The sequence below is a fragment of the Loktanella gaetbuli genome (assembly GCF_020531945.1).
Classification (GTDB): Bacteria; Pseudomonadota; Alphaproteobacteria; order Rhodobacterales; family Rhodobacteraceae; genus Loktanella; species Loktanella gaetbuli.
On sequence record NZ_JAJATZ010000001.1, the window covers coordinates 65,098 to 76,638 of the forward strand.

13 protein-coding genes are annotated in these 11,541 nt (G+C 59.8%); 5 read left to right on the forward strand and 8 right to left on the reverse strand.

Going from position 1 to position 11,541, the window contains the following annotated elements; genetic code table 11:
* Nucleotides 1-46 precede the first annotated feature (46 nt).
* From LGQ03_RS00280 to LGQ03_RS00300, 5 genes are all read left to right on the forward strand, one after another.
* Nucleotides 47-667 carry an ATP-dependent Clp protease proteolytic subunit gene (locus tag LGQ03_RS00280; protein WP_090158833.1) on the forward strand — a complete coding sequence of 207 codons (621 nt, stop codon included), beginning with the start codon at nucleotides 47-49 and terminating at the stop codon, nucleotides 665-667.
* A gap of 148 nt (nucleotides 668-815) precedes the next feature.
* A complete protein-coding gene (clpX, locus tag LGQ03_RS00285) occupies nucleotides 816-2,084 on the forward strand; it encodes an ATP-dependent Clp protease ATP-binding subunit ClpX (protein ID WP_090158832.1) in 1,269 nt (422 codons plus the stop codon).
* Between the two features lie 69 nt (nucleotides 2,085-2,153).
* On the forward strand, nucleotides 2,154-2,537 hold the full coding sequence (locus LGQ03_RS00290) for a RidA family protein (protein WP_226746796.1): 384 nt from the start codon (nucleotides 2,154-2,156) through the stop codon (nucleotides 2,535-2,537).
* A 62-nt stretch (nucleotides 2,538-2,599) separates the two neighbouring features.
* The gene (locus LGQ03_RS00295; RefSeq protein ID WP_226746797.1) at nucleotides 2,600-2,983 is read left to right on the forward strand and encodes an NADH:ubiquinone oxidoreductase subunit NDUFA12; all 384 of its coding nucleotides are present in this window, start codon (nucleotides 2,600-2,602) and stop codon (nucleotides 2,981-2,983) included.
* Entirely contained in the window at nucleotides 2,980-3,336 is a 357-nt protein-coding gene (locus LGQ03_RS00300; RefSeq protein ID WP_090158830.1) for a DUF2155 domain-containing protein, read from the forward strand. Before LGQ03_RS00295 ends, LGQ03_RS00300 begins: the two co-directional genes overlap by 4 nt.
* Here the strand turns inward: LGQ03_RS00300 and aat are convergent.
* The 8 genes from aat to LGQ03_RS00340 all read right to left on the reverse strand — a co-directional run bounded on the left by aat (nucleotide 3,300) and on the right by LGQ03_RS00340 (nucleotide 11,431).
* A complete protein-coding gene (aat, locus tag LGQ03_RS00305; protein ID WP_226746798.1) occupies nucleotides 3,300-3,941 on the reverse strand; it encodes a leucyl/phenylalanyl-tRNA--protein transferase in 642 nt (213 codons plus the stop codon). The genes LGQ03_RS00300 and aat overlap by 37 nt on opposite strands.
* 5 nt (nucleotides 3,942-3,946) lie before the next feature.
* Nucleotides 3,947-5,293, reverse strand: a complete 1,347-nt coding sequence (accC, locus tag LGQ03_RS00310; protein ID WP_226746799.1) for an acetyl-CoA carboxylase biotin carboxylase subunit — start codon at nucleotides 5,291-5,293, stop codon at nucleotides 3,947-3,949.
* Nucleotides 5,294-5,304: 11 nt separating this feature from the next.
* Complete coding sequence (gene accB / locus LGQ03_RS00315; RefSeq protein ID WP_226746800.1) at nucleotides 5,305-5,793, reverse strand: acetyl-CoA carboxylase biotin carboxyl carrier protein; 489 nt, start codon at nucleotides 5,791-5,793, stop codon at nucleotides 5,305-5,307.
* A gap of 267 nt (nucleotides 5,794-6,060) precedes the next feature.
* Nucleotides 6,061-6,810, reverse strand: coding sequence for an ABC transporter ATP-binding protein (locus tag LGQ03_RS00320; RefSeq protein ID WP_090158828.1), 750 nt, complete (start codon nucleotides 6,808-6,810; stop codon nucleotides 6,061-6,063).
* A gap of 73 nt (nucleotides 6,811-6,883) precedes the next feature.
* Complete coding sequence (locus LGQ03_RS00325; protein WP_090158827.1) at nucleotides 6,884-7,642, reverse strand: ABC transporter ATP-binding protein; 759 nt, start codon at nucleotides 7,640-7,642, stop codon at nucleotides 6,884-6,886.
* Nucleotides 7,643-7,646: 4 nt separating this feature from the next.
* On the reverse strand, nucleotides 7,647-8,858 hold the full coding sequence (locus tag LGQ03_RS00330) for a branched-chain amino acid ABC transporter permease (RefSeq protein WP_090158826.1): 1,212 nt from the start codon (nucleotides 8,856-8,858) through the stop codon (nucleotides 7,647-7,649).
* A 3-nt stretch (nucleotides 8,859-8,861) separates the two neighbouring features.
* Entirely contained in the window at nucleotides 8,862-9,938 is a 1,077-nt protein-coding gene (locus LGQ03_RS00335; RefSeq protein WP_226746801.1) for a branched-chain amino acid ABC transporter permease, read from the reverse strand.
* A 128-nt stretch (nucleotides 9,939-10,066) separates the two neighbouring features.
* Nucleotides 10,067-11,431 carry a substrate-binding protein gene (locus LGQ03_RS00340; RefSeq protein WP_226746802.1) on the reverse strand — a complete coding sequence of 455 codons (1,365 nt, stop codon included), beginning with the start codon at nucleotides 11,429-11,431 and terminating at the stop codon, nucleotides 10,067-10,069.
* Between the last annotated feature and the right edge of the window lie 110 nt (nucleotides 11,432-11,541).

The following is an 11,541-nucleotide window of genomic DNA, read 5'->3' on the forward strand; positions in this document are numbered from 1 at the left end:
CTTTGAAAGACACCACCCGCTGGTGTCCCCCAGATAAGGCCTTCCCATGCAAGATCCGATCGAAACCCACATGAACCTCGTCCCGATGGTGGTCGAACAGACCGCACGCGGTGAACGCGCCTACGATATCTTCAGCCGCCTGCTGAAAGAGCGGATCATTTTCGTCAACGGTCCCGTGCACGACGGCATGAGCCAACTGATCGTCGCGCAGCTGCTGCACCTCGAGGCAGAGAACCCGAAAAAAGAGATTTCGATGTATATCAATTCCCCCGGCGGCAGCGTCGTCGCGGGCATGAGCATCTATGACACGATGCAGTATATCCGCCCAAAGGTGTCGACGCTGGTCTGCGGCCTTGCGGCATCCATGGGGTCGGTCATCGCCATCGGTGGTGAAAAGGGTATGCGCTATGCGCTGCCGAACGCCGAATTTCTGGTGCACCAACCGTCTGGCGGCGCGCGCGGCACGGCGGCTGACATCCTGATTTCGGCCAAAAGCATCGAAAACACGCGCGAACGCATGTACAAGCTTTATCAAAAGCACACGGGCCAATCCTACAAGGAAGTCCAGAAGGCGCTGGACCGTGACAAGTGGATGTCCCCCGAAGAAGCCCTGGAATGGGGCCACATCGACGAAATCGTGACAAATCGCGATAAAGCCGAAGATTGATCACGCATCTCGGGTGCCATGATCACACAGACCTGAACAGGGTCACCGATTGCGTCTTTTTGGCGTTGTGACCCGGAACGCGCTGTCCTACTCTGACAAACCAAGGACAGCGCGACACCAAACTGGCCCCGGCGCCAAAGGATACGACATGGCAACCACCACCGGTAGCGACAGCAAGAACACCCTCTACTGCAGCTTTTGCGGCAAGAGTCAGCACGAGGTGCGCAAGCTGATTGCGGGCCCGACCGTTTTCATCTGTGATGAATGCGTCGAACTGTGCATGGATATCATCCGTGAAGAAACCAAGAGCGCATCGCTGAAATCGGGTGACGGCGTGCCGACCCCGCGCGAAATCTGCCAGGTCCTCGATGATTACGTCATCGGTCAGATGCACGCCAAGCGGGTTCTGTCGGTGGCCGTGCACAACCATTACAAACGTCTGAACAATTCCGACAAATCCGACATCGAGCTGGCGAAATCCAACATCATGCTGATCGGGCCGACCGGCTGCGGCAAGACGCTGCTGGCCCAGACGCTGGCACGTATCCTGGATGTGCCGTTCACGATGGCCGATGCCACGACCCTGACCGAGGCCGGTTATGTCGGCGAGGATGTGGAAAACATCATCCTGAAACTTTTGCAGGCTTCTGAATACAATGTGGAACGCGCGCAGCGCGGCATCGTCTACATCGACGAGGTCGACAAGATCACGCGCAAGTCCGACAACCCGTCCATCACCCGCGACGTGTCGGGCGAGGGCGTGCAGCAGGCCTTGCTCAAGATCATGGAAGGCACGGTTGCATCTGTGCCGCCGCAGGGCGGTCGCAAGCATCCGCAGCAGGAATTCCTGCAAGTGGACACCACGAACATCCTGTTCATCTGCGGTGGGGCATTCGCCGGTCTGGACAAGATCATCGCGCAGCGCGGCAAAGGGTCCGCCATGGGCTTTGGTGCTGACGTCAAGGATACGGAAGACCGCGGTGTCGGTGAAACGTTCATGGATCTCGAACCCGAGGATCTGCTGAAATACGGTCTGATCCCGGAATTCGTGGGCCGTCTGCCCGTCATTGCGACGCTGACGGACCTGGACGAAGAGGCGTTGATGATCATCCTGACACAGCCGAAGAACGCTTTGGTCAAACAGTACCAGCGCCTGTTCGAGCTGGAGGACACCAAACTGACGTTCACCGATGATGCGCTGACGGCCATCGCCAAGCGCGCCATCGAACGCAAGACCGGTGCCCGTGGCCTGCGGTCCATCATGGAGGACATCCTGCTGGATACGATGTTCGAGCTGCCCGGCATGGATACGGTGACAGAGGTTGTCGTGAACGAAGAAGCAGTTGGCCCAGACGCCAGCCCGCTGATGATCCACGACGACGGCAAGAAAAAAGAGAAAGAGACCGCCAGCGCCTGAGGGATGGTTGGTTCTCGGGATCAGAACAGGGCCGCTGCGGATGCAGCGGCCTTTTTTCATGGGGGTCACATGACAGTCAAACATATCACCACCGGTAGCCCGTTCGAGGCGCAGATCGGCTATTCGCGTGCAGTCGTGGCCGATGGCTGGGTCCATGTCGCAGGGACCACTGGCTATGATTACGCAACGATGAAAATGCCCGACGATATCGTGGATCAGTGCCGCAATGCGCTGGCCACCATCGGGCGCGCGCTGGTCGAGGCGGGCAGCAGTCTGGATGACGTGGTGCGCGTCACATATATTCTGCCTGATCGCGCGGAATGGGAAAGCTGCTGGCCAGTGCTTGCCGAGGCGTTTCGTAACGCGCGGCCCGCTGCAACGATGTTCATTGCAGGGCTGCAAAACCCCGAGATGAAGATCGAGATCGAGGCGACGGCCCGCCTGCCGCGCTGAACCTGCTGGACCTTTTCATGCGATTGCGGCATGACAGGATCAGCCACAGACCGGAGACGACCATGGGTATCGCCCGCAACATCGCACGCATTTTCACTTGGTGGGACGGGCAGACCTTTGCCACCCAGTTCTGGACATGGCGCAAGGGTGAACGCGTGGGCGAGGACGCCGGCGGCAATATCTTTTACCGCAATGCGGACGACAGCCGTCGCTGGGTCATCTTCAACGGTGAGGCAGAAGCATCGAAGGTCGCACCGGAATGGCATGGCTGGTTGCACCGCACCTGGGACGAACCCCCGACCGAGGTGCCGCTGTTGAAACAGCCCTGGGAAAAACCGCATCTGCCGAACCTGACCGGCACGCCGCAGGCCTATGCCCCTGCCGGATCGCTGCGCCGCGCAGACCCCCAACCCAAGAGCGATTACGAGGCGTGGACGCCCGAATGATCCGCGCACTGGCGTTCGTCTTGGCGCTGGTTCCGATGGGGGCCACCGCACAGCAGGCCGTGTCGCAGCCCGGCGCTGAACTGCGCGTGCTGGACAAGGTGACAGGTCAGGTCGCTGATGTTGCGATGCAGGTTGGTGATGCTGCGGTATCGGGGCTGGTCATGATCCAGCTGAACGACTGCCGCGTGCCTGCGGACAATCCATCGGGCGACGCATTTGCGGAAATGTCGGTCACTTATGGCGATGACGCCACGCCTGTGTTTTCGGGCTGGATGGTTGCGTCAGCCCCTGCACTGAATGCAATGGACCATCCACGCTATGACGTCTGGGTCATCCGCTGCACAGCCGCCTGATCCAGCGGGATCGGTCCGGGCGCGCCGAAATCTGCGACAATCTTCAACGCGGCGGCCAGTCTTTCCTCATAGGCCTGGCGCGGAATTTCGATGGCGCCAAGCGTTGCGAGGTGGTCGGTCACGAATTGCGTATCGAACAGGATGAACCCACGGGACCGCAGCCTGTCGACCGCGCAGAGCAACGCGACCTTTGACGCATCCGTCCGGGTGGAAAACATGCTTTCTCCGAAAAACGCGCCACCGATGGTTACGCCGTAGACGCCGCCCACCAGCTCACGATCCTGCCAGACCTCGATGGAATGGGCATGTCCCTGAAGGTGAAGTTGACGGTAGACTTCGAAAATCGGGGTATTAATCCAGGTTTCCGCGCGATCAGCACATCCACGCACCACATCGACAAAGGCCGCATCCGCAGTGACCTGAAACTGTCCCCGTCGCAGGGTTTTGCGCAGCGAACGTGACGCGTGGAATTCATCCAGCGGCAGCACGCCCCGTTTTCTGGGCTGCACCCAGAACACGTCAGTCGCGTCGCGGTCCTCGGCCATGGGGAAAACACCGGCCCTGTAGGCATGCAACAACAGGTCCGGTGTCAGCTGTTCCGTCACGCAAGCTAGCCCAGGTTGGTTTCCAACCAGTGTTCGAGCCAGTGAATATTGTAGTTGCCGGTCTGGATATCATCCTCGGCCAGCAGGGCATCGAACAGCGGTACCGTCGTTTCCACACCGTCGATGATCAGCTCTCCCAACGCGCGGGACAGACGTGCCAGCGCCTCTGGCCGGTCACGGCCATGCACGATCAGTTTGCCGATCAGGCTGTCGTAATAGGGTGGAATCCGGTAGCCCTGATAAAGCGCGCTGTCGATCCGCACACCCAGTCCGCCCGGCGCGTGATACTGGGAAATCGTGCCGGGACTGGGCTGGAAATTGGGCAGTTTTTCCGCGTTGATCCGCACCTCGATGCTGTGGCCGTCGATCACCAGATCGTCCTGCGTGAACGACATGGGCTGACCCGCCGCGACATTGATCTGTTCGCGCACCAGATCGACGTTGAAAATCGCCTCGGTGACGGGGTGTTCGACCTGAAGTCGGGTGTTCATCTCGATGAAATAGAACTCGTCATTTTCGAACAGGAATTCGATCGTGCCGGCACCGATATAGTTGATCTTGGCCACGGCATCGGCGCAGACCTTGCCGATGCGCGCGCGTAATTCGGGGGTGATGGCGGGGCCGGGGGCCTCTTCCAGCACCTTTTGGTGACGGCGCTGCAGCGAACAGTCGCGCTCGCCCAAATGGACCGCATTGCCCTTGCCGTCGCCAAAGACCTGAATCTCGATGTGGCGGGGCGTGGTCAGGTATTTTTCGATATAGACTTCGTCGTTGCCAAACGCGGCCTTGCCCTCTTGGCGGGCGGACAGAAACGCCTTTTCCATCTCATCGGCATTCTGCGCGACCTTCATGCCGCGACCACCACCGCCGGCGGTGGCCTTGATGATGACAGGATAGCCGATTTTAGCGCCGATGCGCTGCGCATCCTTGAGCGTGGGCACACCACCGTCAGAGCCCGGCACGCAAGGCACACCCAATGCCTTCATCGTGTCCTTGGCCGTGATCTTGTCACCCATCATGCGGATATGTTCTGCGGTTGGCCCGATAAAGGTCAGGCCGTGATCTTCGACCACCTGCACGAATGCAGCGTTTTCCGACAGAAACCCGTAGCCAGGGTGAATGGCCTGCGCCCCTGTGATTTCACAGGCCGAGATGATGGCCGGGAAATTCAGATAGGAATTGGTCGACGACGGCGGGCCGATGCAGACGGCCTCATCGGCCATGCGCACATGCATGGCATCGGAATCGGCTGTCGAATGGACGGCAACGCTCTTGATGCCCATCTCGCGGCAGGCGCGCACAACCCGCAGCGCGATTTCGCCACGGTTCGCAATCAGGATTTTATCGAACATGGGACTGGCCTTTATTCGATGATCATCAGTGGTGCGCCGAATTCGACGGGACCGCCGTCTTCGACCAGAATGCGTTTGACCGTGCCTGCGCGCGGGGCCGGGATGTGGTTCATCGTTTTCATGGCTTCGATGATCAGCAGGGTGTCACCTTCGGCCACGGTCTGACCGGCAGACACGAACGGCTTGGCCCCTGGCTCTGCGGCCATGTAGATCGTGCCGACCATCGGCGATGTCACGGCACCGGGGTGTGCTGCGGGGTCCGACACCGCGGCCACAGGTGCGGCGGCAGGAGCGGGGCTGGCGGCGGACGTGACCTGCACGGGGGCGGGGGCCGCTGCGGGGGCCACCGGTGCAGTCATGCGGCTGACGCGCACGTTCAGACTGTCGTTTTCCGCGTAATCCCGCTTGACCTGAAGCTCTGTCAGGTCGTTGGCACGCAAAAGCTCTGCCAAGGCCTGGATAAAGCTGACGTCGCTATCCTGAGAAGTCTTGTTGCCCATGACCAAACTGTCCTTGCCTAATTCTACTTGATCGCGTGACGTTCCGTCACTGCATTGGCAAGACGTATAGGGCAAGGCGCGCGAGGGGGAAAGCGCAAGTGAAACGCTGTCTGCCGTTAAGTTGGATTAAAGACGGCGATCGGCGCAAAGACGCGCTGTCGCGGCCGCAAATCCAGTGACCAGCGCGAGCGAGAAGGACGACGAAAGCGCCCGCGCTGATGATCCTGCAATCATGGGCTTGCCTCTGCGGTTCAGCGCAGGCCCCGTTCAGATCGCGAGGTATTCCGCGCGCAGTTTTTCGTCATCCAGCACTTGTTGGGCCGATCCGTCGAAAACAACGGTTCCGGTGTCCAGGATCACCGCGCGATCAGCCAGTTTCAGGGCTGCCACGGCGTTTTGTTCGACGATGACCGTCGTGATGCCCTGGTCACGGATGATGTTCAGCGTCTTGGCGATTTCCTGCACGATGACCGGAGCGAGACCCTCGTAAGGCTCATCCAGCAACAACACCTTGATGTCGCGCGCCAGTGCGCGGGCGATGGCCAGCATCTGCTGTTCGCCGCCTGACAGGGTGACGCCCTCTTGCTTGCGGCGTTCCCGCAGGCGTGGGAACAGGTCATAGATGCGGTCCAGCGACCAACCGATCGGTGGGGCGATCTGCGCCAGCTGCAGGTTTTCCTCGACCGTCAGGCCCGCGATGATCCGACGGTCCTCTGGCACGAGCGCGATCCCGGCGGCGGCGGCCTGGTGGCTTTTCATCTGGTGCAGGGGTTGGTGGTCCAGCCAGATTTCGCCGTGCTTCAGTTCGGGATTGTCCAGCCGCGCGATGGCGCGCAGGGTTGATGTCTTGCCCGCGCCATTGCGGCCAAGCAAGGCGAGGATTTCGCCCTCGTGGATGTCAAAGCTGACGTTCTGGACGATATAGCTTTCACCGTAGTAGGCCTCGATTTCCCAGACACTGAGAAATTTCGGGCTGGTCGCTGCGTTGTTGCGGTTCTTGTCGAATGGGGCGTTCATCTCTGTTTCCTTCGCGGTGCCGCATTTTCGCGAAAATGCGGGCGGGTCCGATTTTTCGCGAAAAATCGGGGTGTCAGACCTGTGCTTCGCCCAGATAGGCTTCGCGGACCTTTGGGTGTCCCTTGATGTTTTCCGGGGTTTCCTCGACCAGTGGCGTACCTTGCGCCAGAACGGTGATCCGTTCTGCCAGGCTGAACACGACGTGCATGTCGTGTTCGATGATGCACATGGTGATATCGCGCTTTTCCTTGATCTCTTTGAGCAGATCGATCGTGTTGTTGGTGTCGGCCCGCGCCATCCCGGCGGTGGGTTCGTCCAGCAACAGCAGCTTGGGTTCCTGCACCAGACACATCGCCATTTCCAGACGCCGCTTGTCCCCCCGTGACAGCGCAGAGGCCAGCATGTCGCGTTTCGCCAGCATGTTCACGTCGGCAAGGATCGCTTCGGCCTGTGCGATGATGTCGCCCTCGTTCCTGACGCTGCCGATGGCATGCATGCGGAACGCGCCGTCACGCCTGGCAAAACAGGGGATCATCACGTTTTCCATCACCGACAGATCGGCAAAGATTTCTGGCGTCTGGAACACACGACTGATGCCCATCTGGTTGATTTCGTGTGGTTTGCGGCCCAGAACGCTTTGCCCGTCGAACATGACAGAGCCGGAGTCCGGGATCAGCTTGCCCACCAACACGTTCAGCAGTGTGGATTTACCCGCACCATTGGGGCCGATGATCGCGTGAACGGTGTTTTCGGCCACGCTCAGGTTCACATCACCCAGCGCCTGCAAACCACCAAAGCGCTTGTTGACGCCTTTGACTTCAAGAATGCCCATGATCTTACTCCGCCGGGGTGTTGGTGTTGGCTGTGCCAGCCGTCGTCGCGTCGCTGTCGGATGACTTGGACTTGCGGCTGAACAATGCGCCCAGTTTCTGACCGCCCTGCACCAGACCACCAGGCAGGAAGATGACGACGACCATGAACAAAACGCCCAGTGTCAGGTGCCATCCCTTGCCCACGAACGGGTACAGGATGTTGACCAGCAGGTTGTCCATCCAATCGGGCATAAAGGCGAACCAGTTGTGCAGGATGTCGCTGTTGATCTTGGAAATGATGTTTTCCAGATACTTGATGATGCCTGCACCCAGGACCGGACCGATCAGCGTGCCGACGCCCCCGAGGATCGCCATGACAACGATTTCACCGCTGGCCGTCCAGAACATCCGTTCTGCACCGGTCAACGGGTCCATCGCGGACATCAGGCCACCGGCCACGCCGGCATACATTCCCGAGATCACAAAGGCCGCGAGCATGTAGGGTTTGGTGTTCATGCCGGTATAGCTCATGCGGGTCTGGTTAGACTTGATCGCCCGCAGCATCAGGCCAAAGGGCGACCGGAAGATGCGGATCGAGATGTAAAACCCGATGATCATGCAAATCGCCGCAAGGTAGTAGCCGTTCTGGAACACGAACTGCCAGCCGCCGACGTTCCACGTGACGGAACTGTTCATTTCCCAGCCGAACAGGTGTGGCACGACGGGATCACCCGCACTCATCAATACCTGGGGGTCGTCGGCATAGACCTGAAGCCCGGTTTCACCGTTGGTGATCGGTGACAGCACCGAATAGGCGAGGGCGTAGGACATCTGCGCAAACGCAAGTGTCAGGATCGAGAAATAGATGCCGGACCGACGCAGACAGACATAACCGATGACCACCGCGAACAGCGCCGCCACGATCACAGAGGCCAGCATGGCGGGGATGATGTTGTAGCTGAGCAGCTTGAACATCCAGACGGCGGCATAGGAACCGACCCCCAAAAAGGCCGCGTGACCGAATGACAGGTATCCTGTGAGGCCGAACAGGATGTTGAACCCGACAGCCAGCAATCCGAAGATCACGAACCGCTGCATCAAGGCGGGATAGCCTGCGTTGAAACTTTCACCCAAGGCGCTGTCCACGGGAAAGGGATTCAGCAGGATGGGCGCTGCGAGCGTCATGAAAATGACGATCATCAACAGTTTGAAATCGCGCGAATTCAGACCGAGCATGTCTTAGTCCTCCATCACGCCCTTGCGACCCAGCAGGCCGCGCGGACGCGTAAGTAGAATGATGATGGCAACGAGGTAGATGATGATCTGGTCGAGACCGGTGATCACGGTGCCAGCGAATGTGCCCTCGAGGCGCAGCAGTTCGACGAAATAACCCTTGAACGCCGGGTTCGAGAAAAAGCTTTGCGTGATGCCCAGCAGGAAACCGGCCAGCACGGCCCCAGGCAGCGATCCCATGCCGCCGACGACCACGACAACAAAGCTGAGGACGAGGAAATCCATGCCGATGTTGTAATGAGGGGACAGGATCGGCGCATACATCATGCCGGCCAGACCCGCGACCGATGCCGCGAGGCCGAACATGAATGTAAACCGCTTGTCGATATCGATGCCCAACATGCCGACCGTTTCGCGGTCAGCCATGCCGGCGCGGACCACCATGCCGAAGGTCGTGAATTGCAGGAATGCAAAGACGGCGGCGATGATTGCAGCAGAAAAGAAGAAGTAGACCAGACGCCAGGTCGGATAAGCAACAGCGCCTTCGCCAAGGCCGAGATAGCGACCCAGATCGACGGTGCCGACGAATGCGGAAGGCATCGGCGTCTGGATCGGGTTGGCACCGTAAAATGCCTTGATGATCTCGCCGATGACAATGGCCAGACCGAATGTCACCAGGATCTGGTCAGCGTGGGGACGCTTGTAGAAATGCTTGATCAGGCCGCGTTCCATGCCAAAGCCGACCAGCAGCATGACGGGGATCGTGAGAAAAATCGCTAGGGGAACCGCCCAGTCCTGAATCGCGGCACCTGCGACAGGACCGAACCAGTCCTGCAAATAGGGCACCTGCGTTTGCAGGGGGTTGCCCAGAAAATCGGTCTGCGTTTCATCCACGACGGTGCGCGACAGGCTGAGGATGCGCTGCATCGTGACAGCGCAAAAGGCGCCGATCATGAACAATGCGCCATGCGCAAAATTGACCACGCCAAGGGTGCCGAAAATGAGGGTCAGACCAAGCGCGATCAGCGCATAGGCAGACCCCTTGTCCAGCCCGTTCAAGATTTGAAGGATAAAGGAATCCAAGTCACCACTCCTCAATGGTTACAGCAGGCCAGAGCGCCGCGTCAGGACAGAATGTTCAGAAGGCCGGGCAGCGCAGACCTGCCCGTGGGGGTGGGGCGGCACGCAATGTGCCGCCCCTGATCGTGTGCTTATGCGCCCGGGTTGCATTCACCCAGCGAACCGCCGGCGAACATGGGGTGATCGGGGGCGTATTCGACCTGTGCGCGCGGTGTCTGCTCGACGATGCGCAGGGTGTCGTAGCCGACCATATTGGCGTTGCCCGACGGGCTTGCGACGCCTTCCATGACCAGAACGTCCTTGAAGCACTGGTGATCCGCGCCGCGGTACAGCACCGGACCGTTGCCCATGCCGTCGAATTCGTAATCTTCGAGGGCTTCGACGACGGCGCAGGGGTTGAACGACCCCGCACGGGTGACCGCATCCGCATAGAGCATGATCTGCGTGTAGCAGGTATGCGCCGCGTTCGACGGCGGGAAGCCGTACTTTTCACCGAACGACCGTACGAATGCCTTCGTGCCTTCGTCTTCAAGCTGCCAGTTCCAGTTCATGGAGCCGAACACGCCTTCGATGTTCGATCCGGCACCCTTGGCCATCAGTTCCGAATACAGCGGCACGATGATCTTGAAGTCCTTGCCGTCGACCTGACGATCCTTCAGGCCGAACTGAACGGCCTGTGTCAGGCTGTTGACCATGTCCCCGCCGTAGTGGTTCAGGATCAGCGTATCCGCACCAGAGTTCAGGATCGGTGCGATATAGGACGAGAAGTCGCCGGCACCGACGGGTGTCAGCACGTTCTCGACGGTTTCCCAACCCAAGGCACCGGTCGAGGCGGCCATGGATTCCTGCTGCGTCCAACCCCAGTTGTAGTCGGCGGTCAGGTGATAGGCGCGACGATCAGCGCCGTAGGCATTGACCAGCACGGGGGCCAGTGCGGCACCGGACATGTAACCGTTGAAGAAGTGACGGAAACCGTTGGCCTTGCGGTCCTTGCCGGTCGTGTCGTTGGAGTGGGTCAGACCCGCCATGAAGATGACGCCGGCCTCTTGGCACAGGCCCTGCACGGCAACAGCCACACCGGAGGACGAGCCGCCGGTGATCATGATGCAGCCGTCCTTCTGGATCATCGACTGCGCGGATGCGCGGGCAACGTCCGATTTCGTCTGGGTGTCGCCGGTGACGAATTCGACTTTCTTGCCCATGATGCCCGTGCCGTCCAGAACCTTGGACGAGAAGGTGTTCATCATGCCGCCGTCACCCATGCCGTTCAGGTGTTCGACAGCCAGTTCCTGTGCGCGCAGTTCGTCCAGCCCCTCTTCGGCATAAGGACCGGTTTGCGGAACGTTGAAACCCAGCGTGACTGTGTCGCCGGTCGGCGCGTTCGTAAAGCCCTCATGGGCGGCCGCACGCAGATACGTGGGCATCATCAGACCTGCGGTGCCCGCAACGGCACCGGTTTTCAGGACCCGACGGCGTGAATACGTCGTTTTCGTCATTAGATTCCTCCCTATGAACGCTGTCCGGACCCTCCCGTCTGGACAACTGCACTTTGGTCGTGCTGCCGTCAGTTTGCAGAAGGCCAACCCGCCAAACAACATTCCCTTGC

What these genes read in the sequence shown, in the direction of transcription:
- LGQ03_RS00280 (WP_090158833.1), top strand. Translation starts at nt 47, where the DNA reads ATGCAAGATCCGATCGAAACCCACATGAACCTCGTCCCGATGGTGGTC.
- clpX (WP_090158832.1), top strand. Translation starts at nt 816, where the DNA reads ATGGCAACCACCACCGGTAGCGACAGCAAGAACACCCTCTACTGCAGC.
- LGQ03_RS00290 (WP_226746796.1), top strand. Translation starts at nt 2,154, where the DNA reads ATGACAGTCAAACATATCACCACCGGTAGCCCGTTCGAGGCGCAGATC.
- LGQ03_RS00295 (WP_226746797.1), top strand. Translation starts at nt 2,600, where the DNA reads ATGGGTATCGCCCGCAACATCGCACGCATTTTCACTTGGTGGGACGGG.
- LGQ03_RS00300 (WP_090158830.1), top strand. Translation starts at nt 2,980, where the DNA reads ATGATCCGCGCACTGGCGTTCGTCTTGGCGCTGGTTCCGATGGGGGCC.
- accC (WP_226746799.1), bottom strand. Translation starts at nt 5,293, where the DNA reads ATGTTCGATAAAATCCTGATTGCGAACCGTGGCGAAATCGCGCTGCGG.
- accB (WP_226746800.1), bottom strand. Translation starts at nt 5,793, where the DNA reads ATGGGCAACAAGACTTCTCAGGATAGCGACGTCAGCTTTATCCAGGCC.
- LGQ03_RS00320 (WP_090158828.1), bottom strand. Translation starts at nt 6,810, where the DNA reads ATGAACGCCCCATTCGACAAGAACCGCAACAACGCAGCGACCAGCCCG.
- LGQ03_RS00325 (WP_090158827.1), bottom strand. Translation starts at nt 7,642, where the DNA reads ATGGGCATTCTTGAAGTCAAAGGCGTCAACAAGCGCTTTGGTGGTTTG.
- LGQ03_RS00330 (WP_090158826.1), bottom strand. Translation starts at nt 8,858, where the DNA reads ATGCTCGGTCTGAATTCGCGCGATTTCAAACTGTTGATGATCGTCATT.
- LGQ03_RS00340 (WP_226746802.1), bottom strand. Translation starts at nt 11,431, where the DNA reads ATGACGAAAACGACGTATTCACGCCGTCGGGTCCTGAAAACCGGTGCC.